This window comes from Pseudarthrobacter sp. HLT1-3 (assembly GCF_059383535.1).
This window is the reverse complement of the sequence record NZ_JBWZCJ010000007.1, coordinates 150778-172831: the sequence shown is the minus strand read 5'-3', so window position 1 is coordinate 172831 and position 22054 is coordinate 150778. Positions and strand designations below refer to the sequence as shown.

Below are 22054 nucleotides of genomic sequence, written 5' to 3'. Positions count from 1 at the left end.
GGCTGCCCCCCGCAGTGCCGGCACGGCCAAGCTACAGGGCCGCGATAGCCCAGTAGCTGGCCGCCGTCAACAGTACGACGGCGGCGGACGCCGCCCAGCGGTAGCGCACCGTGACCTTCGTGGTGGCGGCATCGCCGGCCGCCAGTGCGCCGCTCTCCACCAGCTCCTGCCAGCGCGTCCGCACCAGGCGGGCCGCCTGGCCGGAGTCCGTGGTCTTGAGATCCCCGGGACGGACAGACTGGCCGGGACCGTAGGTGGTTGCCGGCAGGCCCCGGAGGTCCTCCGGGTGGGCATTGCGCCCGCCCCAGATGCCGGGCGCCGGCGCTGCCCAGGCCGCGTAGCTTTTGTGGGCCGTGACCAGGGTGAGGGCAAAACGCGTGTCGACGTGGACCAGGGCTTCCCAGGGCACCAGGATCGACCGGAACGGATTCTCCAGGGTGATCCCGCCGTCATGCACGATGACGGCCGGCAACCAGAACAGCTGCCAGCCCAGGAACGCGACCAGCAGCAGCGGCGCCGTTCCGGTCAGCGCCCCCGGTCCGGCCACGATCATCGTAACGGCGATTCCGAGGGCAGCGACCGACCAAGACAGCCATGCGAACCAGGTGTTCGTGCGGGCTTTAAAGATTTCGACGTGACCGGCGTGCGGCGCAGAGCTCATGCCCCCAATAATTCAGTATTCCGAGCCGCAGCACTAATCCCCGGTGGACCGGCGGCCCGGGTGGAAGGAAGACCCCCTCATGACTGACTTCATCACCCTCGATCCGGCTATTATCCCGGCTCCGGGCAAGAGCGAACCTGTCCTGGAAGTCCGCGGTCTGAGCGTCGACTTTGGTGTGGACAAGAAATGGGTTCCGGCCGCGATCGGGCTGAACTATGAGGTGCGGGCCGGCGAAGTGCTCGCCATCGTGGGGGAGTCGGGCTCGGGCAAGAGTGCCAGCTCAATGGCCCTGCTGGGTCTGCTGCCGAGCAACAGCCGCGTGAGCGGGAGTGTCAAACTCGCCGGCAGGGAGCTGCTGGGCGCGGATGAGGCCAACATCCGGGCCGTCCGCGGCAAGGAGGTGGCTGTCATCTTCCAGGAGCCGATGACCGCCCTGAACCCGGTGTACACGGTGGGCGCCCAGATCGTGGAGACTGTCCGGCTGCACAGCGAGGTCTCACCCGCCGAGGCGCGGCTGCGCGCCCTGCGGATGCTCGAGCTTGTGGAGCTGCCGGATCCGGAGAAGGCCTTCCGCTCCTACCCGCACCAGCTCTCCGGCGGCCAGCGGCAGCGCGCCATGATCGCCCAGTCCCTTTCCTGCGATCCCAAACTGCTGATCGCCGACGAGCCCACAACCGCCCTCGACGTGACGGTCCAGGCGGAAATTCTGGACCTCATGCGCAACCTGCGCAACAAGCTGGACAGCGCCATCGTCCTGATCACCCATGACATGGGCGTCGTGGCCGACCTGGCAGACCGGATCGCCGTGATGCGCCGCGGCGTGATCGTGGAAACCGGCACGGCGGCGGAGATCTTCCACAACCCACAGCACGAGTACACCAAGGCCCTGCTCGCAGCCGTTCCGCACCTCGGCCAGGGCGGCACGGACACCGCCGCGGAAGTGGATGTCACCGCAGCCCTCGCCGCCGCCACCCACGTCGAACTCAGCACGATCCCGGAGTCGCAGCTGCTTCGGCGCGAGCGGGAAAACGCTGCGGCCCTGGCTGCCGCGGAGGCCGCCAGGCCGCAGGGTGAGCCGGTGCTGGAGCTAACGGACGTGGCCATCGAATACCCCAAACAGGGCCGTGTTCCGGCGTTCCGGGCCGTTGAAGGCGCCAACCTCGTGATCTATCCGGGCCAGGTTGTCGGGCTGGTGGGGGAGTCCGGTTCCGGCAAGACGACCATCGGCCGCGCCGCCGTCGGGCTGTTGCCGGTTGCGGCCGGCACCATGAAAGTCGTCGGCCAGGACATTTCCGCCGCCAAGCGGAACGGACGGCAGCTGCACGAGATGCGCCGCCACGTTGGCATGGTGTTCCAGGACCCGTCGTCGTCGCTGAACCCAAGGCTTCCGATCGGCGAGAGCATCGGCGAGCCGATGTACCTCTCCGGGGTGGCGAAAGGTGTCGAACTGCAGAAGCGGATCGAGGCGCTGCTGGACCAGGTGGAGCTCCCGCGGAACTACCGCAACCGTTACCCGCACGAGCTCTCCGGCGGCCAAAAGCAGCGGGTTGGCATCGCGCGGGCACTTTCGCTCAAGCCGAAGCTGATGGTCGCCGACGAACCCACCTCGGCCCTGGATGTCTCCGTGCAGGCCAAGGTGCTCGACCTGTTCCAGAACCTGCAGAAGGAGCTCGGGTTTGCCTGCCTCTTCGTCACCCATGACCTTGCCGTCGTGGACGTGCTGGCAGACCGGATCTGCGTGATGCAGCGCGGCCGGATCGTCGAGCAGGGCACCCGGGACCAGATTCTGCGCAATCCGCAGGAGCCCTACACCCAGCGGCTGCTGGCCGCGGTGCCGCTGCCGGATCCGGAGAAACAGCGGGAACGCCGTGAATTGCGCGCCCAGCTAATGCAGGCTGAAAAGAGTTAACCCTCCTTAACCCTGCTGGACCGGGGCACGAATATTACCAGCCGGTAAGGTGTGACCTAAAATACATTGCGCTTGACGAATCAGTCACGCTTTTGTCGGGTCACGGTTTGGCAACAGAGTTCCACCATCTGGACAGTGTGGGGCTAAGCTACTCGGGTATGTAGGCCACGTCACAGGGATATCTCTGTGCCTGCCTGCGGGGAAGCATAAGATTTTCCCTCACGAACTCCCACAACTCATAGGAGGCGGAATGCGTTTTTCGCGCACTTCCAAAGCACTGGGCATGGTGGCCATCGCCGCTCTCGCCCTGACCGGATGCGGCGCCGGAGGCGGCACCTCAAACGGAGCCAGCCAGGCTGCCGGCGACCCCAACAAGGTCATCACCGCTTACAGCAACGAACCCCAGAACCCCCTGATGCCCGCCAACACCGGCGAAGTCTACGGCGGCCGCGTTGTCGAACTCCTCTTCGAGGGACTGACCAGCTACGACCCCAGCGGCAAGTCGGTCAACGCCCTGGCCGAGTCCATTGAATCCGCGGACGGCCAGAACTACGTCATCAAGGTCAAGACGGGCACCAAGTTCACCAACGGCGAGGCAGTCACCGCCAAGAGCTTCGTTGACGCCTGGAACTTTGCCGCGCTTAGCACCAATGCGCAGGGCAACAGCAGCTTCTTCGAGTCCGTGGAAGGCTACGACGCAGTCAGCGCCACCACGAAGCAGGCGGGGGCCGACGGCAAGGAAACCGAAGTCCCCGCCCCCACCGCCGAAACCCTCTCCGGCCTCGTCCTGAAGGACGACACCACCATTGAGGTCAAGCTGACGCAGCCGGAAGCCGACTGGCCGCTGCGCCTCGGCTACTCGGCCTTCATGCCGCTGCCCGCCGACGCACTCAAGGACCCGAAGAAGTTCGGCGAGAACCCGATCGGCAACGGCCCGTACAAGATGGAAAAGGAAGGCGCCTGGCAGCACGACAGCCAGATCGCCCTCGTCAAGAACGCTGACTACAAAGGTCCCCGCGAAGCCAAGAACGGCGGCGTGACCTTCAAGTTCTACACCGACCCGGCCCCGGCCTACACGGACATCCAGGCCAACAACCTGGACGTCACGGACGTCCTGCCGACCAACGCGCTGAAGACCTACACCACGGACTTCCCGGAGAACAACCTGAACAAGCCGTACGCCGGCAACTCCACCCTGAACATCCCGGGCTACCTGCCCGAGTTCCAGGGCGAAGCAGGCCAGCTGCGCCGCCAGGCCCTCTCGATGGCGATCAACCGCGAGGAGATCACCAAGGTCATCTTCTCCGGCACCCGCATCCCGGCCAAGGACTTCACCTCCCCGGCTGTTGACGGCTACAACGAAAACGTTGCCGGCTCCGAGGTCCTGAAGTTTGACGCCGCCAAGGCGAAGGATCTCTGGACCAAGGCTGACGCAATCAGCCCGTGGCCCGCCGACAAGACCCTGCAGCTCGCGTACAACACCGACGGTGGCAACAAGGAATGGATCGACGCCGTCGCCAACAACTTCAAGAACAACCTGGGAATCAAGGCCGAAGGCCAGCCCTTCGCCAAGTTCGCAGAAATCCTGAAGCTGCGCGTCGCCAAGGAGCTGCCGGGCCTGACCCGCGCCGGCTGGCAGGCCGACTACCCGTCGCTGTTCAACTTCCTCGGCCCGCTGCTGAAGACCGACGCCAGCGCCAACTACGAGGGCTACACGAACCCCGAGTTCGACAAGCTCCTCACCGAAGGCCTGGGCGCCAAGTCCACGGACGACGCCAACAAGAAGTTCACCCAGGCACAGGAGATCCTGTTCAAGGACCTCCCCAACCTGCCGCTGTGGTACTCCGCACGCCAGGCTGTCTGGAGCCAGAATGTCAGCAACGTTGACTCCGGCTGGAACGGCGTTCTGCAGTACTGGGCCATCACGGCCAAGTAGTTCCTGAGTTCCTGGAACTCATTTCCACATCACTAAAGCTTGGGGGTCCGGCCTTGCCGGGCCCCCATACGCTTGAAACCGGCAGGAAGCTGTCCCATGATTTCCCTTCGTACGACCATCTCACCGGAGGTGCGGCTGTGATCCAGTTCATCCTTCGGCGCCTGTTGCAGGTTATTCCGGTCTTTCTCGGAACCACTCTGCTCGTCTACTTCATGGTCTTTGCCCTTCCGGGCGACCCCATCCGCGCGCTCTTCGGCGACCGCCCGCCGAGCGAGGCGGTCATCGCGCAGCTGCGCCAGCAGTACAACCTGGACCAGCCGTTCTGGGTCCAGTACGGCCTGTTCCTGAAGAACCTGTTCACCTTCAACCTCGGCGTCGACTTCACCGGCCAGCCGATCGCCGCCACCCTCGCCCGCGTCTTCCCCGTCACGGCCATGCTCGCCATTGAGGCGCTCATCATCCAGGGCGTCTTCGGCATCGCCTTTGGCCTTGTCGCCGGTCTGCGCAAGGGCGGCATCTTCGACAGCACAGTCCTCATCCTGTCGCTGGTCGTGATCGCCATTCCGACCTTCGTGCTCGGTTTCGCGCTGCAGCTGCTGATTGGCGTCCAACTGGGGTGGGCCAAACCCACAGTCGGTTCGGATGTCACCTGGGGAAGCCTGATCCTTCCCGCAGTGGTCCTCGGCATGGTGTCCTTCGCCTACGTGCTGCGCCTGACGCGTGCGTCCGTCATCGAAAACATGAACGCCGACTATGTCCGCACCGCCACCGCCAAGGGCCTGGCCCGGCGCCAGGTCGTGGTGACCCACGTCCTGCGCAACTCGCTGATCCCTGTGATCACCTACCTCGGCGCGAGCCTGGGCGGCCTGATGGGCGGCGCGATCGTGACCGAAGCCATCTTCAATGTCCCCGGCGTTGGCCAGAAGCTGTACCAGGCCATTCTCCGAAGTGAAGGCCCCACCGTGGTCGCCATTGTGAGCGTCCTGGTGCTGGTTTTCGTTCTCGCCAACCTGTTGGTCGATCTGCTGTACGCCTGGCTTGACCCGAGGATCCGCTATGAAAACTAATCGAACATCCGAGCACTTTGTTGCCCCGGTCGAGGAAACCCCTCTGCTGGCAACGGATGCCGTCAAGGTCGAAGACGCCCCGCTGAGCCTGTGGGCAGACGCCTGGCGCAAGCTCCGGCGTCGTCCGCTCTTCATCATTTCCGCGGTGATGATCGCGCTGATTATCGTGGTGGCGGTCTTCCCCGGGCTCTTCACCCAGGTTGCCCCGGACAACGGCTGCGAGCTGGCCAACTCCAACGGTGCCCCCACCGATGGTCACCCGCTGGGCTTCACCTTCCAGGGCTGCGACATCTACTCGCGCATCATCCACGGCACCCAGGCTTCGCTGATGGTCGGGGTGTTCTCGGTGATCTGCGTGCTGATCATCGGCGTCACCCTCGGCGCGCTGGCCGGCTTCTTCGGCGGCTGGGTGGATACCGTGATCGCCCGACTCGGCGACATCTTCTTCGCCCTTCCGATCGTCCTGGGAGCCCTGGTCCTGACACAGCTTCCGCTGATGCGGGAAAACCGCGGGGTGTGGACAGTGGTCCTGGTCCTGGTGGTGCTCGGCTGGCCGCAGATGGCCCGCATTACCCGCGGCGCCGTCATCGAGGTGCGCAACGCCGACTTCGTGACGGCCGCCCGGTCGCTCGGCGTCTCCCGGCTGGGATCCCTGGTCAGCCACGTGCTCCCGAACGCGTTGGCACCGATCATCGTGCTGGCGACCATGGAACTCGGCGTCTTCATCGTCGCCGAAGCCACGCTCTCGTTCCTCGGCATCGGCATGCCCGGCTCCGTGATGTCGTGGGGCAACGACATCTCCGCCGCGCAGTCCTCCATCCGCACCAACCCGGCTGTGCTGCTCTACCCGGCAACAGCCCTGTCCATCACCGTCTTGAGCTTCATCATGCTGGGCGACGCCCTCCGTGATGCCCTCGATCCGAAGAGCCGTCAGCGATGAAGGAGGCAAACATGACAACTTCCGACGTCACGATTCACGAGGCCGGAACCCCGGTAGACCGGCCATTGCTGGAAATCCGCGATCTCGCGATCTCGTTCAAAACCGGCAGCGGCGAGGTCCAGGCCGTGCGCAACGCACACCTGACCATCATGCCCGGCGAGACGGTAGCCATTGTGGGCGAGTCTGGCTCCGGCAAGTCCACGACGGCGCTGGCAGCGATCGGGCTGCTGCCCGGCAACGGCCGCGTCGCCGGCGGGCAGATCCTGCTCGACGGCGAGGACATCGCGCATGCCTCCGAAAAGCGGATGATCGAACTGCGCGGCAACATCATCGGCATGGTCCCGCAGGACCCGATGTCCAACCTGAACCCGGTCTGGAAGATCGGTGCCCAGGTCAAGGAGACGCTGAAGGCCAACGGCCGTCCCAGCGGCCCGGACGACGTCGCAAAGGTCCTGGCCCAGGCCGGGCTGCCGGACGCCGCCCGGCGGGCCAAGCAGTACCCGCACGAGTTCTCCGGCGGCATGCGCCAGCGCGCCCTGATCGCGATCGGGCTATCCTGCCAGCCGCGCCTGCTCATCGCCGATGAGCCGACGTCGGCCCTGGACGTCACGGTGCAGCGCCAAATCCTGGACCACCTGGAGGCGATGACCGCGGAACTGGGCACCTCCGTGCTGCTCATCACCCACGACCTCGGCCTGGCCGCAGAGCGTGCGGACAAGGTCGTGGTGATGTACCGCGGCAACGTCGTCGAGGCCGGTCCGTCCCTGGAGCTGCTGCAGAACCCGCAGCACCCGTACACGCAGCGGCTGGTCGCCTCGGCGCCGTCGCTGGCGTCACGGCGGATCCAGGCGGCCAAGGAGCTGGGCTTCTCGACGAACGAGCTGCTGGCCCCCGCCGAGGCTGCCGTGGTTGCCCCGACGCTGACGGAAGACGTGCTGCAGATCCAGAACCTGAGCAAAGTCTTCAAGCTACGTTCCGGGCTCGGCAAGTCAACCGACTTCACCGCCGTCGACGACGTCTCCTTCAGCGTCAAGCGGGGAACGACGACGGCGATCGTGGGCGAGTCGGGTTCCGGCAAGTCCACCGTGGCGCAGATGGTGCTGAACCTGCTGGAGCCGACGTCGGGCAAGATCATTTTCGACGGCGTCGACACGTCTGCGCTGAAAAGCAAGGAACTGTTCGCCTTCCGCCGCCGGGTGCAGCCGATCTTCCAGGATCCGTACGGTTCGCTGGACCCGATGTACAACATCTACCGGACCGTCGAGGAGCCGTTGCGGGTCCACAAGATCGGTGACAAGGCCAGCCGGGAGAAGAAGGTCCGCGAGCTGCTGGACCAGGTGTCACTGCCGCAGTCGACCATGCAGCGGTACCCGAACGAACTCTCGGGCGGGCAGCGCCAGCGTGTCGCGATCGCGCGGGCCCTGGCGCTGGATCCCGAAGTGATCATCTGCGACGAGGCCGTGTCCGCGCTGGACGTCTTGGTGCAGGCGCAGGTGCTGAACCTGCTGGCGGAACTGCAGTCCCGGCTCGGCCTGACCTACCTGTTCATCACCCACGACCTCGCAGTGGTCCGGCAGATCGCCGACCACGTGTGCGTCATGGAGAAGGGCAAGCTGGTGGAAACAGGCTCGACCGACGACGTCTTCGACGCGCCTCAACAGGACTACACCAAGGCGCTGCTCAACGCCATCCCGGGTGCGCGCCTGATGCTGCCCCCGGAAGTTGCCTGACAGATTGACGTGAGCCGGTCAGCAGCTCGCTGATCGGCCTCAGCTGCAGTGCACCGGAGCCGGTGTCCGCCCCAGTGGGGTGGGCGCCGGCTCCGGCCGTTTAAACGAGTGTGGGCGGCGCCTGGTGTCCGGAAAATCAGTGATCTTGCTCACCTCCGTGGGTCGATTTCCCGTCCTGACTACCCCGGCCGCGCTGCGGGATTTAGCGAATTTAGGCCAATAAAACCCCTAGCGTTTAGAATGGATGAAGGTGCCCTGTGCCAAAGGGGCGTAACCGTCGTGCGTTCCGGTTGGAAATGTCGCGATACAACAGCTGACTTCACCACTGAATCGAGCAATAACGCATGTCTGAAACCACCACCAACACCGCGGTAGCCACTGCATCGCGCAGTGACCTGCGCAACGTCGCGATCGTGGCCCACGTTGACCACGGCAAGACCACCCTGGTCGACGCCATGCTCAAGCAGACCAACTCCTTTGCCGCACACAACCACCTCGAAGACCGGGTCATGGACTCCGGCGACCTCGAGCGCGAAAAAGGCATCACCATCCTGGCCAAGAACACCACCGTGGCCTACAACGGACCGTCCTCCAAGGGCGAGACCATCACCATCAACGTCATTGACACCCCCGGCCACGCCGACTTCGGTGGCGAGGTCGAGCGCGGCCTGTCGATGGTCGACGGCGTCGTCCTCCTCGTTGACGCCTCTGAGGGCCCGCTGCCCCAGACCCGCTTCGTCCTGCGTAAGGCCCTCGCCGCGCACCTGCCGGTGATCCTCCTGGTCAACAAGACCGACCGTCCCGACGCGCGGATCGAAGAAGTTGTGCACGAGTCCATGGACCTGCTCCTGGGCCTGGCCTCCGACCTCGCCGACGAAGTTCCGGACCTGGACCTGGACAAGATCCTCAACGTTCCGGTCGTCTACGCCGCAGCAAAGGTCGGCCGCGCGTCCCTCGAGCAGCCCGCCAACGGTTCCGCTCCCGAGAACGAGGACCTCGAGCCGCTCTTCCAGGCCATCATGGAGCACATCCCGGCCCCGACCTACAACCCGAACGGTGTCCTCCAGGCGCACGTCACCAACCTGGACGCCTCCCCGTTCCTCGGCCGCCTGGCACTGTTGCGTATCTACAACGGAACCCTGCGCAAGGGCCAGACCGTTGCCTGGGCCCGCGCGAACGGTGAAATGAAGAACGTCAAGATCACCGAACTGCTGGCCACCAAGGCGCTGGACCGCGTTCCGACCGAGTCCGCCGGACCGGGCGAGATCGTCGCCGTCGCCGGTATCGAGGAAATCACCATCGGTGAGACCCTGACCGACGTCGACAACCCGCAGCCGCTGCCGCTGATCACCGTTGACGACCCGGCCATCTCGATGACCATCGGTATCAACACCTCGCCGCTGGCCGGCCGGGTCAAGGGCGCCAAGGTCACGGCCCGCCAGGTCAAGGACCGCCTTGACAAGGAACTGATCGGTAACGTCTCCCTCAAGGTGCTCCCGACCGAGCGCCCGGATGCCTGGGAAGTCCAGGGACGTGGCGAGCTCGCGCTGGCCATCCTGGTCGAGCAGATGCGCCGTGAAGGCTTCGAGCTGACCGTCGGCAAGCCGCAGGTTGTCACCAAGATCGTCGACGGCAAGGTCCACGAGCCGATGGAGCACATGACCATCGACGTGCCGGAAGAGTACCTGGGCGCCGTTACGCAGCTCATGGCTGCCCGCAAGGGCCGCATGACCAACATGGCGAACCACGGCACCGGCTGGTGCCGGATGGAGTTCATCGTTCCGGCGCGTGGCCTGATCGGTTTCCGCACCAAGTTCCTCACGGACACCCGCGGCGCCGGCATCGCAGCCTCCATCTCCGAGGGCTACGAGCCCTGGGCCGGCCCGATCGAATACCGCACCAACGGTTCGATGATCGCCGACCGCGCCGGTGTTGTGACGCCGTTCGCGATGATCAACCTGCAGGAGCGCGGCTCCTTCTTCGTGCGCCCCACCTCCGAGGTCTACGAAGGCCAGATCGTCGGCGAGAACTCCCGCGCCGATGACATGGACGTCAACATCACCAAGGAAAAGAAGCTCACCAACATGCGTGCCGCTTCCTCCGACACCTTCGAGAACCTGACGCCCCCGCGCGACCTGACCCTCGAAGAGTCACTCGAATTCGCCCGCGAAGACGAGTGCGTCGAGGTCACCCCGGATTCCATCCGCATCCGGAAGCTCATCCTGGACGTCAACCAGCGCGCCAAGTCCAACCGGGCCCGCGCGAAGGTCTAGTCTCCGCGTCCTGCGCTGAAACGGACTATTTGTGAATAGAAGAGCTGCCGGTACGGCAGGCGGTCTTGCCGCCGCCGTGCCGGCAGCTCTTTTTGCTGCCCTCGCGGGCACCGCGCTGCATGGCCAGGACATCCTGCTCGCCGGGGTCGAGTTGCCGTGGGGTGCCGCCGCCGCGCTGCTGCTGCTGGGCGCCGTCCAGCTCTGGCTCGGCGCCGCCTTCCGTTCCGTGCTGCCGACCGCGGTCTGCGGTGCGCTCTGCTACGCGCTGGCAGGCTGGTGGTCGACCCTGGAGAACGGCAAGCGTCTGATCATCGGTGACCTGGCCGGGAATCTCTGGATCTACGGCATCGCGGTGGTCACAGTCGGCATGCTGGCCTGGTGCCGGCGCTACCGGCCCACCCGGACGTAGCCGCGCCCGCCCGCGGGACATGCCCATTCCTCAGGGCTGCCAGCGGGCATATTGCCACTATGTCCACCGACCGCTCCTGCCACCGGACCTGCCCCTCCTTCGCGCGCCGCCCGCCCGCGGGACATGCCCATTCCTCAGGGCTGCGAGTGGACATAACGCCACTATGTCCACCGCCCGCTCCTGCCACCGGACCTGTCCCTCCCTCACTCCCCGCCCCACCCGGGGGATATGCCCAGTGCTGACGGTGGGAAGTTCCTCACAGGCCGAGCGCGGGGGACATGCCCTTTTGCACATAGCGGCGCTCGGCCCTGTCCGGGGCGCTGGCGCCGGCGCCACGATGTCCGCATGGTCAATATCACCGAAGTGCTTGCAAACTACGATGGCGTCGCCCGCGCCAAACATCTCGCTGCCGCGGGAGTCTCGGACTGCCAGCTGAAGTCAGCCCTAGCCCGGGGCGCGGTGTCCCGGGTGGCCCGCGGCGTTTATGCAGTCCCGGGTGCCGACGCCGGACTCGTCTCCATCCGGTCGCTGCCGGCGGAGCCCGCGTGTGTCACGGCAGCGCAGTTCCAGGGCCTTTGGGTTCTTGAACCGCCGTCGCACCCGCATATCTCGGTCCCGCACAGCCGCAGCTATCACGGATTTGTCTGCCACCGGTCCGCCGCACCGCCCACTCTGCTCGACACAGTGGTGCAAAGTCTGCGTTGCCTTCCCGACCTCGACGGCCTCGTCATTGCGGAGTCCGCCGTCGTCGTCAAAGGCTTGCCGCTCTCCGGGCTCCGGCAACGCTTGGCAGGCCGCAACGATCTGAGGCAGCGTCGGACGGTGGCCAGGATCGTCCCGCAATCACAGTCGATCATCGAGTGCATGGCCCGCTACTGGCTGCGGAGGGCAGGCTTTCATGTGGAGTCCCAGGTCAACATCCCCGGCATGGGCCACATTGATCTCATGGTCGATGGCAGGCTCGGCATCGAGGCCGATGGGGCGGAATTCCACATGGACCGCGCGAGCTTTGAGGAGGACCGGCGCCGGTGGAACGTCACGACCCGGCGCGGCATCCCCACCCTTGTTGTCAGCTATCCAATGCTCCGGTACCGGCCCGAAGAGTTCATTGCCATGGTCCGCGACACGCTGAACCAGCTCACCGCCGCCGCCTAACACCCGTCTCATCCGCCGAGGCAAGGTCGAGCCCCGCTGGTGATGTCCTGCTTTCACAGCGCTCGCTGGACATGTCCAACGTTGCGTGCCGGATCGCCGGGACATGTCCATCGTTTGCTGGCCGGACGACTGGGCATGTCCACCGGTCGCGGGCAGGGATGGACAAAGTGGCAACATGTCCGTCGGCTGCGGTCGGGGGAGTGCATGTCCGGTGGGCGGGGAGGTCAGGGGAGGGCATGTCCCTGGGCCGGGGTGCCGCGGCGGGGCGGGGCGGGCGGGACCTGCTTGGCGGCCACCACCAGGGCGAGCGGGACCACAACATCGGAGCGGCGGGTGCGGATCGTGCAGGCGCTGTCGGTGCGTGCCACGAGGTCACCGAGGGCATCCGTCAGGCCACCCTCAATCCGGTACCGGACAACGACCCGGGTTCCCAGCTCAGCAGCGGCAAGGAACGCCTGGGGCAACGGCATCGGGGAATCCATCCCTTCATCCTAGGGCCGCGAGATCGGACAGTTCCGCCCCGTGTGACGTCCGGCTAGGTTCGCGGGAATAGGCTGGGAGATAATAGGCTCAGTAGTCAGCAGCCCGGCGCTCAGGCCGGGAGCAGTGATCCGGCAGCCGCCGGAACCAACGTGGAGAGGCCAGGGACGTGACGTACGTAATCGCGCAGCCGTGTGTAGATGTCAAGGACAAGGCATGTATTGAAGAGTGCCCCGTCGATTGCATCTACGAGGGTGAGCGCTCCCTGTACATCCACCCCGACGAGTGCGTTGACTGCGGTGCCTGCGAGCCGGTCTGCCCCGTCGAGGCCATCTACTACGAGGATGACACCCCCGAGGAATGGGCCGACTACTACAAGGCCAACGTGGAGTTCTTCGATGTTCTGGGGTCACCGGGCGGGGCAGCCAAGGTCGGCAATACGCACACGGACCACCCGATGATCGCCGCCCTGCCGCCGCAGAACCAAGAGAGCTAAGGCGGGGCGTCGGTGACATCTGCGCTGCGCAGCTTCGGCCTCAGCCTGCCCGACTACCCGTGGGAAGCCATGGCGCCGTACATCGCCAGGGCAGCCGGCCACCCCGGGGGAGTCGCTAACCTGTCCATCGGGACCCCGGTGGACGACACCCCCGAAGTGGTCCAGGAGGCGCTGCGCGCGGCGGCCAACGCCCCCGGCTACCCCACGGTCCACGGCACGGCCGGGCTCCGCGACGCGATTGCGGCCTGGTTTGAACGCCGCCGCGGCGTGCCCGGGCTGGATCCGCGGGACGTCATGCCCACGGTGGGCTCCAAGGAACTGGTGGCCTGGCTCCCGTTCCTGCTTGGTCTCAAGCCCGGCGACGTCGTCGTCCGCCCCACCGTCGCCTACCCCACCTACGACATTGGCGCCACGTTCGCCGGGGCGGAGCACATCGCCGCGGACGATCTGGATGAGCTCGACGCCGCCACCCGGGCACGGGTGCGCCTCATCTGGGTTAACTCCCCGGCGAACCCCACCGGCAGTGTCCGGGACGCCGCGTCGCTCCGCCGGATCGTGCGGCAGGCCCGTGAGCTCGGCGCCGTCGTGGCCTCGGACGAGTGCTACGCCGAACTCGGTTGGGGCGAATGGGACGTCCAGCGCGGCGGTGCCCCGGTGCCCAGCATCCTGGATCCCCAAGTCGCGGAGGGCTCGCACGAGGGCCTCCTGGCCGTGTACTCGCTGAGCAAGCAATCAAACCTTGCCGGCTACCGTGCCGCCTTTGTCGCCGGAGACCCAGCCATCATGGCGAACCTGGTCAACAGCCGCAAGCACGCCGGCATGATCGTCCCGTACCCGGTCCAGGAAGCCATGCGGGTGACCCTCGGCGACGATTCCCACGTCCAGGCCCAGAAGGACCGCTACCGCGGGCGCCGGGAACGGATCGTGCCGGCACTGGAGCGCTTCGGACTGACCATCCACGAATCCCGGGCGGGACTGTATCTCTGGGCCACCGCGGGCGAACCCACTTGGGACACTGTCGGCCGGCTCGCGGACCGCGGGATCGTCGTCGGCCCCGGGGTGTTCTACGGCGAGGCGGGCAACGGATTCATCCGCGTCGCGCTGACCGCCAACGACGAGCGGATCGACGCCGCGGCATCACGTCTGGCCATCGGCCCGTAACAATGCTGTGACACGCGCCACAACTGGCGCGTTTTGGGTCGTACCGGACCGCCTTGGATTAGTTCCACCCGGAATCTGGCGGTAGTTTTTAACTGACTATCAATGGTGGCTTTCCACAAGAAGGCAGCGCAGCCGTTGGAATCCGTGTCTAAACAGGTTCCGTGGGCGGCTTCACCAGAAGTAGGACCAGCTTTCTACAGAGGCCCCGAGGCCTCAGAGGAGACTCCATGACTGAGACCACCAGCGCAACCCTGCGCCATGCCGGCGGCGAGCTCGTACTCCCGCGCATCCAGGTTGTAGAAGGAAACGAAGGCTACGACGTTTCCAAGCTGCTGAAGCAGACCGGGGCCGTTGCTTTTGACCCCGGTTTCATGAACACCGCGGCGACCACCTCCGCGATCACCTACATCGACGGCGACGCCGGTATCCTTCGGTACCGCGGCTACCCGATCGAGCAGCTCGCCAAGCACTCAAGCTTCCTGGAAGTTTCCTACCTGCTGATCTACGGCAACCTGCCGAGCGCCACCGAACTGGAAGCGTTCGACCAGCGGATCCGCCACCACACCCTGCTGCACGAAGAGCTGAAGGGCTTCTTCAGCGGCTTCCCGCGCGACGCCCACCCGATGCCGGTGCTGTCCTCGGCCGTGTCAGCGCTGTCCACGTTCTACCAGGACTCGCTGGATCCCTTCAACGCCGAGCAGGTGGAGGTCTCCACCTACCGGCTGCTGGCCAAGATGCCGGTCATCGCCGCCTACGCCCTGAAGAAGAGCATCGGCCAGCCCATGCTCTACCCGGACAATTCCCACAACCTCGTGGAGAACTTCCTGCGGCTGAGCTTCGGCCTGCCCGCCGAGCAGTATGAGGTGGACCCGGTCGTCGCCAAGGCGCTGGACCTGCTCCTCATCCTGCACGCCGACCACGAGCAGAACTGCTCGACCTCCACGGTCCGGCTGGTCGGCTCGTCCAACGCCAACCTCTTCGCGTCCGTGTCCGCCGGGATCAACGCGCTGTTCGGGCCCGCCCACGGCGGGGCCAACGAGGCCGTGCTGAAGATGCTGCGCCAGATCCAGGCCGACGGCACCAAGCCCGAGGACTACATGGAGAAGGTCAAGAACAAGGAAGACGGCGTCCGCCTCATGGGCTTCGGACACCGTGTCTACAAGAACTACGACCCGCGCGCCAAGATCGTCAAGGCCACGGCCCACGAGATCCTCTCCAAGCTCGGCGGCAACGACGAACTCCTGGAGATCGCCTTGCGCCTCGAAGAGAAGGCCCTGAATGATGACTACTTCATCCAGCGCAAGCTCTACCCGAACGTTGACTTCTACACCGGCCTGATTTACAAGGCCATGGGCTTCCCGGAGAAAATGTTCACCGTGCTCTTCGCGATCGGCCGGCTGCCCGGCTGGATCGCCCAGTGGCGCGAAATGATCAGCGACCCGAACACCAAGATCGGCCGCCCGCGGCAGCTCTACATCGGTGAGCCGGAGCGCAACTACCCCTCGGTTTAATGCTTTAGAAGCATCAGGAGTACGACGCCGGCCGCGCACCTCACGAGGTGCGTTGCCGGCGTCGTTTGCGTCCGGGGACAGGCCCCGGGGACGGTGCCCATGGGGGCGGAGATGACCATCGGCCGAGGTGGGAGGCCGATTGCCGGTGTGGCCCGCCTTCGTGCAGGCACAACCGTGCTAAAAAGGACGAATGCCCAAATTTGTCGACGCCGCACTGCGGCGCCAGGAAGTCGTCGAAGCAGTCTTCCGGATCGTCGGAGCGGACGGACTGGAACGGGCATCACTCCGCGAAGTTGCAGACGAGGCCGGACTGGCGGTCGGGTCGGTCCGGCACTACTTCGCCAGCAGCGACGAACTCCTGCTGCATTCCTTCGGAGTCGTTGTGGACCGGATCCTGACCCGGCTGGCGGCAGCCGATGACCGGCTCGCGGAGGCACGGCCCGGCACCCCGGAACACCATCAGGGCGTATTAACCCTGCTGGGCGAGTTTCTTCCGCTGGATGACGAACGAGCCATAGACGCCTGTGTTTGGATGGCGTTCAAGAACGCCGCCCGGACCAAGCCTTTCCTGGTTCCGGCAGCGGACCGGAGCCACCGCGCCGTGGCAGCAATCGTCGGACGGGTCGTACTGGACCTGGCGGGTTCGGCCGGTCCCGACGACGCAGACGCCGGCAACGACCAGCAGCGTCTGGTCACCGAGGCGGAACGGCTGCTGGCCACCTTGGACGGGCTCACCATGCACGCCCTGCTGCAGCCCGAATGGATGACCGCGCAGATGTGCAGCGACGTGCTGGAGTCCCACCTCGCCGGACTGGGCGCTGCGCCCGCGGCCATTAACCTGCGTTAACTTGAGGAATACACTGGAGACGTACGTCTTGCCAAGGAGGCAATCGGATGCACCACACAGGCGGGCCGGGCTGGCGGATCACCATGGACACTTCGGGTCAGATGCTTATTGCACTTTACGTTCGCGACGCAGCCGGCCTGGACAGTGCGGGGCACCCGGCGCTGTCCCATGCGGCACCCAAGATCCGGCCGGTCGACCACACCCATCTCATCGCGGAGGTGGGCGGGCTCAGCGCCCTCAAGACTGAATGGGAAGCGTGGTGGGAGCAAATCCTGAAATCGCACCCCGAGATGTCGCCGGAACTGGGACCGCCCGGGTTCCGCGCCTTCAGTAATTCCCCCGCGCTCCGGCGGGTGCTGCAGGCGCACTTCGGAGCGGCGCTGTCGTGGGCCCGGGAGCGCCGCTCCGAGTACCTTGCCGTGGAGGCTGAACGCGAAGCCGTCGGCGGGGTGCAACTGCTGCAGGACATGGTCGACGACCGGCTGCTCGAGGTGGGCCGCGCCGCCAATGACTTCGCCCTGACCATCATCGAACTGCCCCTTGCCGAGCCGCGGGCCTGGTACCTGGAGCCCGACAAGATCATCATGAGCGCCGACCTGCTGTCCCAGCCGGAATTGTTCCGCAGCTACGTGCAGCCCGTCGTGGACCTGTTGGTCTGAGAGCCTACGTTGGTCTGAGACGCTACGGCGCCTCGGCGACCGTGATCCTGATCTGTCCGGCAGGTGTCTCGGCGGACTGCCAGCCGTTGCGGGCCTCCCGTGTCCAGCTCCGCCCCTCCGCCTGCACTTCCGTGACGGAGAGCGCCTTGGCGTTGGCCACCGCCCAGTGCGCGACAGCCCAGGCCGGGGTTCCCGCTGCTTCCAGCACGAGGGTGCTGCCCTCCGTGGAGGCCGGAAGGCCGCCAAAATCAGCGGCCAGCCGCTCCTGCACGGCAGCCGGATCGCCGGCCGCCTCCGGGTCCCGCAATGTGCAGTCGAGGCCCGCTGCGGTCTGCCCGGTCAGCGATGAGGCGAAAGCGCGGCCCATCACCTCGTGCTGGGCGTAGGCGTCAGGATACGCGGAGCGCTGGACGCGCTGCGCTGCGACGGTAATGTCCAGCGTCTCGTAGCCGGGTACCTTCACGAGCGCATTGTAGAACGCGTTGCTGGCGTGGTACGGGTCCATCACCTGCTCCGTGGTGCCCCAGCCCTGTGAGGGGCGCTGCTGGAAGAGCCCGCGGGAATCCGGGCCCGCCTGGTCGCCGTGGCCGATATTCCGGATCTTGGACTCCTGCATGGCCGTGGCCAGCGCAATGCTCGCCGCCCTGGCCGGTAATCCCCGGCGGACGGCCACCGCGCTGATCAGGGCGGCATTGGCGGCCTGGTCCGTGGCCAGCTCGAAGCTGCCCGCGCCTACCGCCGTGCAGCGCTCCGTGATGAGGACCTCCGACCGCTGCACGAACGCCACCGCGGTGTAGATCCCGCCCACGACCAGGGCCAGGGTTAGCAGCAGCACGACCCGACGCCGCCACTTGCCTCTGCGTGCCACGTAACTACTCCCTCGGGCCCATTGAGGGCCGGTATCTTCCGCCAAAGCCTGGCTTTGCGAAGCCAAGCTTAGTTGGCGTGCAGGGCCTCGTTGAGTTCGACGGTCTGGCCCTTGCGGGGGAGGACCTCAACTTCACCGGTGGAGGAGTTGCGGCGGAAGAGCAGGTTGGGGACACCGGAAAGCTCCACGGCCTTGACGATCTGGCTGGTGTCCTCGCCGTCGGCGTCCTTGGCGCCGACCACCCGGATGCGGGTACCCGCCGTGACGTAGAGGCCGGCCTCGACGACGCTGTCGTCGCCGATGCTGATACCCACGCCCGAGTTGGCGCCCAGCAGCACCCGCTTGCCCAGGGAGATCTTTTCCTTGCCGCCCCCTGACAGCGTCCCCATGATCGAGGCGCCACCGCCGACGTCGGACCCGTCGCCGGTGACGACACCGGCCGAAATCCGGCCTTCCACCATCGACGTTCCCAGGGTGCCGGCGTTGAAATTGACGAAGCCCTCGTGCATGACCGTGGTGCCTTCGGCCAGGTGCGCGCCGAGGCGGACCCGGTCGGCGTCGGCAATGCGCACGCCGGAGGGGATGACGTAGTCGACCATCCGGGGGAACTTGTCCACGCCGTAGACGGTGACGGCGCCGCGCTTGCGCAGCCGTGCCCGGGTCAGCTCGAAGCCCTCGACGGCGGCGGGGCCGAAGTTGGTCCACACCACGTTGGGGAGGTTGCCGAAGATGCCGTCCAGGTTGATGCTGTTCGGCTGCACCAGGCGGTGTGAGAGCAGGTGCAGGCGCAGGTACGCGTCGGCGGTGTCGGCCGGCGCCTCGTCGAGGTGGATCTGGACGAACACGACCTTCTGTTCGGTGCCGCGGTCGGCGTCGGCTCCGGTTTCGGCGATGTCGATCAGGGTCTGGTCCGCGTTGGCCACATCGCGGAGGACTTCCGTCGCGGTGCCGAGGGCAGGGGCCGGGAACCAGACGTCCAGGACGGTGGCTTCACCGTTGCCGGTGGCGATCGTGGCGACGCCGTAACCATAGGCGGAGCGGGCGTCTGCGGGCACAGCGGAAGAAGCGGTTTCAGTCATGCCCCAAGTCTATAGACGGCGCCCGCGCTCCCCGAAACCCGTGACAGCGCAACGGGGGAGCGCAGCGGATAAAGTGGGACGGTGACTGCCTCGGACCTGAACGCCCAAACAAACCCCCGCCCGCACGCGGCCCCCCGCCTGGATCTGCACCAGGACGTGGCGCTGCTGACCGCCGGGCTCATCGACATCTACAGCGTCTCCGGCGCGGAGGGGGAACTGGCCGACGCCGTGGAGCATGCCCTCCGGTCCGTCCCGCAGCTGGAGCTGGTCCGAGACGGCGACTCGATCATCGCCCGCACCAATCTGGGCCGCGCCGAACGGGTCATCCTCGCCGGTCACCTGGACACCGTCCCACTGCCCGCCACCGACGGCTCGCTCGGGACCGTCCCGTCCTACTGGCCCTCGGGGGCGCCCGGCGAGGGGATCCTCTACGGCCGCGGTGCCACCGACATGAAGGGCGGCGTCGCGGTGCAGCTGGCGCTGGCCGCAGGGCTGTTCGACGGCGGCGCGGAACCGGACAAAGACGTCACCTTCGTGTTCTACGACCACGAGGAAGTCGAGGCCGTCAAGAGCGGGCTGGGCCGGCTCGTCCGGAACCATGGCAGCCTGCTGGGCGGGGACTTCGCGATCCTGCTGGAACCCACGGACGGGACGGTGGAGGGCGGGTGCAACGGCACGATCCGCTTCGAAGCCACCACAGTCGGTGAAGCCGCGCATTCCGCCCGGGCCTGGATGGGCAGCAATGCGATCCACGCGGCGGCCCCGATCCTCGCCCGGCTCGCCGCGTACGAGCCCCGGACCATCACCGTGGACGGCCTGGACTACCGGGAGAGCCTCAACGCCGTGAAGGTCAACGGGGGGACCGCCGGCAACGTCATCCCGGACCGGTGCGTGGTGGAAATCAATTACCGTTTCGCCCCGGACAAGACCCCGGACCAGGCGGAGCAGCACGTGCGGGAGCTGCTGTACGGTTACGACGTCGTCCGCACCGACGCCGCCGCCGGAGCGCGGCCGGGACTCAACCACCCGGCGGCGGCGTCCTTCATCGCCGCGGTCGGTGCCGCGCCCAAGCCGAAATACGGCTGGACCGACGTCGCCCGCTTCAGCGAGCTGGGCATCCCGGCGGTCAACTTCGGGCCTGGCGACGCCCTGCTGGCGCATAAGGACAACGAACACGTCGAGGCCGACGCGATCCGCGAATGCCTGCGGGTGCTGCGGAGCTGGCTCACAGCGTAAGGCCGGAGGCTACCCAAGAGGCAACGCAAAAGGTCCGGAACCCACTCGGGGTTCCGGACCTTTTGGCGTTCCGGGCGGCCCCGCCGGGCGGCCGGCTCAGGAGCAGGCCGTGCGGCGGGGACCGCTCAAGGAGGGGACCCTGCGCGGCGCCTACTTGACCGGGATCCCGGCGACCGGCACGTTCGCCACGCCGCCGGCGGCCTTCTTGGTACCGCGCTTCTCAATCCAGATCGCGAGGCGGGAGACGGAGAAGTTGATGGCGATGTAGATCGCCGCGGCCACGAAGAACACCGGAAACAGGTAGTCCGGGCCGAGGAAGTCGGCCATGATCTGCACTTTGCGCAGCAGTTCCTCGTAGGACACGATGTAGCCCAGCGAGGTGTCCTTCAGCAGCACCACCAGCTGTGCCACGAGGGACGGCAGCATGCGCCGGATGGCCTGCGGCAGTTCGATGCTGCGCCGGGAGGCGAAGCTGGTGAGGCCGATCGCGAGGCCCGCCTCACGCTGGCCTTTCGGCAGGGACTGGATGCCGGCGCGGATGATCTCCGCGAAGATCGCGGAGTTGTAGAGCACCAGGCCGGCCACGACAGCGACGAACGATCCGGTCGCGAACACCAACAGCACGAAGAACATCATCAGGACGACGGGCATGCCGCGCAGGAATTCCAGCACGATCCGGGTGGGGACCCGGATCCAGGCGACATCGGAGATGCGCATAAGGCACAGCAGCAGACCCAGCGGGAAGGCGATGACCGCGGCAAGGGCCGCCGCCGAGAGTGTGGCTACGATACCGTTGCCGATCAGCGCCCACACATCGGGAATCTGGAAGACAGCCCAGCGGTCGGCCTCGAAAATGCCCTGCCGGGCGAGGATGGTGATCGCCCACCAGAGCAGCCCGGCAATCACAACGGCACCGACGATCGAGCCGATCAGTGACACACGGCGGGCCTTGGGGCCGGGGACGTCGTAAAGGACTGAACTCATCGGGCGATCGCCACCTTTCGTTCAACCAGGTTGGCCACATAGCCAAGCGGGACGGTTATCAGCAGGTAGAAGAAGGCGACACCGACGAGGACCCACAGCACGGCGTCGCCGTTGGCGTTCGCGAGCTGGCGGCCGTAGCCGAAGAGTTCCAGCACGTAGAAGGCGCCGGCCACCGAGGAGTTCTTGACGAGGGCGATAAGGATATTGATCATCGGCGGGATCACCGTGCGCAGGGCCTGCGGGAGGATGATCAGGTTCAGGACCTGGCTGAACTTCATGCCGATGCTGCGCGCAGCCTCGGCCTGGCCGACCGGGACGCTGTTGACGCCGGAGCGCACCGCCTCGGCGATGAAGGCCGAGGTGTAGGCGCTCAGGGCGATGATCGCGGCGACTTCGAACTGCTGGAACGTCACCCCCAGGCGGGGCAGGACCACGGCCGCGAAGAAGAAGGCGATGGTCAGCGGGGTGTTCCGGACGATCTCCACGTACGTCATGCTGAAGCCGCGCAGCGCGGCGATGGGCGAGACGCGGGCGGCTGCCAGCAGGGTGCCGAAGATCAGTGCGAAGATCCCCGAAACCACGGACAGGAAAAGGGTTCTGAGAAAGCCGTCCCAATACTGGGGGAGGCTTTCAATGATGACGTCCATAGGTTC

General features: G+C 66.3%; 20 protein-coding genes. 14 read left to right on the top strand and 6 right to left on the bottom strand.

Annotated elements, in window-relative coordinates:
- Window positions 1–31 precede the first annotated feature (31 nt).
- On the bottom strand, window positions 32–661 hold the full coding sequence (locus AC50X9_RS08615; RefSeq protein WP_494892435.1) for a PH domain-containing protein: 630 nt from the start codon (window positions 659–661) through the stop codon (window positions 32–34).
- Window positions 662–740: 79 nt separating this feature from the next.
- On the opposite strand from AC50X9_RS08615, the gene AC50X9_RS08610 reads away from it, so the two are divergent.
- From AC50X9_RS08610 to AC50X9_RS08575, 8 genes are all read left to right on the top strand, one after another.
- A complete protein-coding gene (locus AC50X9_RS08610; protein WP_494892433.1) occupies window positions 741–2570 on the top strand; it encodes an ABC transporter ATP-binding protein in 1830 nt (609 codons plus the stop codon).
- Window positions 2571–2820: 250 nt separating this feature from the next.
- Window positions 2821–4506: a peptide ABC transporter substrate-binding protein gene (locus AC50X9_RS08605; protein WP_494892431.1), complete on the top strand. Its 1686-nt coding sequence runs from the start codon at window positions 2821–2823 to the stop codon at window positions 4504–4506.
- 137 nt (window positions 4507–4643) lie between these two features.
- Window positions 4644–5573 (top strand): ABC transporter permease, encoded by a 930-nt coding sequence (locus tag AC50X9_RS08600; RefSeq protein WP_494892429.1) that lies wholly within the window; start codon window positions 4644–4646, stop codon window positions 5571–5573.
- Entirely contained in the window at window positions 5563–6513 is a 951-nt protein-coding gene (locus AC50X9_RS08595) for an ABC transporter permease (RefSeq protein WP_494892427.1), read from the top strand. The genes AC50X9_RS08600 and AC50X9_RS08595 overlap by 11 nt, the downstream gene beginning before the upstream one ends.
- A gap of 11 nt (window positions 6514–6524) precedes the next feature.
- Complete coding sequence (locus tag AC50X9_RS08590; RefSeq protein ID WP_494892425.1) at window positions 6525–8243, top strand: ABC transporter ATP-binding protein; 1719 nt, start codon at window positions 6525–6527, stop codon at window positions 8241–8243.
- A gap of 344 nt (window positions 8244–8587) precedes the next feature.
- Window positions 8588–10516, top strand: coding sequence for a translational GTPase TypA (gene typA, locus AC50X9_RS08585; protein ID WP_494892423.1), 1929 nt, complete (start codon window positions 8588–8590; stop codon window positions 10514–10516).
- 31 nt (window positions 10517–10547) lie between these two features.
- Window positions 10548–10925, top strand: a complete 378-nt coding sequence (locus tag AC50X9_RS08580) for a hypothetical protein (protein ID WP_494892421.1) — start codon at window positions 10548–10550, stop codon at window positions 10923–10925.
- A 345-nt stretch (window positions 10926–11270) separates the two neighbouring features.
- A complete protein-coding gene (locus AC50X9_RS08575) occupies window positions 11271–12080 on the top strand; it encodes a type IV toxin-antitoxin system AbiEi family antitoxin domain-containing protein (RefSeq protein ID WP_494892419.1) in 810 nt (269 codons plus the stop codon).
- 224 nt (window positions 12081–12304) lie between these two features.
- Here the strand turns inward: AC50X9_RS08575 and AC50X9_RS08570 are convergent, their stop codons facing one another.
- Window positions 12305–12562 (bottom strand): putative acetyltransferase, encoded by a 258-nt coding sequence (locus AC50X9_RS08570; RefSeq protein ID WP_494892417.1) that lies wholly within the window; start codon window positions 12560–12562, stop codon window positions 12305–12307.
- A 167-nt stretch (window positions 12563–12729) separates the two neighbouring features.
- On the opposite strand from AC50X9_RS08570, the gene fdxA reads away from it, so the two are divergent.
- The 5 genes from fdxA to AC50X9_RS08545 all read left to right on the top strand — a co-directional run bounded on the left by fdxA (window position 12730) and on the right by AC50X9_RS08545 (window position 17234).
- Window positions 12730–13056: a ferredoxin gene (fdxA, locus tag AC50X9_RS08565; RefSeq protein ID WP_056425597.1), complete on the top strand. Its 327-nt coding sequence runs from the start codon at window positions 12730–12732 to the stop codon at window positions 13054–13056.
- Between the two features lie 12 nt (window positions 13057–13068).
- Entirely contained in the window at window positions 13069–14217 is a 1149-nt protein-coding gene (dapC, locus tag AC50X9_RS08560) for a succinyldiaminopimelate transaminase (protein WP_494892414.1), read from the top strand.
- Window positions 14218–14444: 227 nt separating this feature from the next.
- On the top strand, window positions 14445–15728 hold the full coding sequence (locus AC50X9_RS08555) for a citrate synthase (RefSeq protein ID WP_494892412.1): 1284 nt from the start codon (window positions 14445–14447) through the stop codon (window positions 15726–15728).
- A gap of 190 nt (window positions 15729–15918) precedes the next feature.
- Window positions 15919–16575 (top strand): TetR/AcrR family transcriptional regulator, encoded by a 657-nt coding sequence (locus AC50X9_RS08550; RefSeq protein ID WP_494892410.1) that lies wholly within the window; start codon window positions 15919–15921, stop codon window positions 16573–16575.
- Between the two features lie 47 nt (window positions 16576–16622).
- Window positions 16623–17234 carry a hypothetical protein gene (locus tag AC50X9_RS08545; protein ID WP_494892408.1) on the top strand — a complete coding sequence of 204 codons (612 nt, stop codon included), beginning with the start codon at window positions 16623–16625 and terminating at the stop codon, window positions 17232–17234.
- A gap of 22 nt (window positions 17235–17256) precedes the next feature.
- Here AC50X9_RS08545 and AC50X9_RS08540 read toward each other — a convergent pair whose 3' ends face one another.
- Entirely contained in the window at window positions 17257–18102 is an 846-nt protein-coding gene (locus tag AC50X9_RS08540; RefSeq protein WP_494892406.1) for a hypothetical protein, read from the bottom strand.
- A gap of 68 nt (window positions 18103–18170) precedes the next feature.
- Window positions 18171–19181 (bottom strand): 2,3,4,5-tetrahydropyridine-2,6-dicarboxylate N-succinyltransferase, encoded by a 1011-nt coding sequence (gene dapD / locus AC50X9_RS08535; protein ID WP_494892404.1) that lies wholly within the window; start codon window positions 19179–19181, stop codon window positions 18171–18173.
- Window positions 19182–19277: 96 nt separating this feature from the next.
- Here dapD and dapE point away from each other — a divergent pair, with 96 nt between their 5' ends.
- The gene (gene dapE / locus AC50X9_RS08530; protein WP_494892494.1) at window positions 19278–20417 is read left to right on the top strand and encodes a succinyl-diaminopimelate desuccinylase; all 1140 of its coding nucleotides are present in this window, start codon (window positions 19278–19280) and stop codon (window positions 20415–20417) included.
- A 150-nt stretch (window positions 20418–20567) separates the two neighbouring features.
- On the opposite strand, the gene AC50X9_RS08525 is transcribed toward dapE, so the two are convergent.
- Both AC50X9_RS08525 and AC50X9_RS08520 read right to left on the bottom strand, forming a co-directional pair.
- Window positions 20568–21401 (bottom strand): amino acid ABC transporter permease, encoded by an 834-nt coding sequence (locus AC50X9_RS08525; protein ID WP_494892400.1) that lies wholly within the window; start codon window positions 21399–21401, stop codon window positions 20568–20570.
- Window positions 21398–22048 carry an amino acid ABC transporter permease gene (locus AC50X9_RS08520; RefSeq protein WP_494892392.1) on the bottom strand — a complete coding sequence of 217 codons (651 nt, stop codon included), beginning with the start codon at window positions 22046–22048 and terminating at the stop codon, window positions 21398–21400. Before AC50X9_RS08520 ends, AC50X9_RS08525 begins: the two co-directional genes overlap by 4 nt.
- Window positions 22049–22054: the final 6 nt, after the last annotated feature.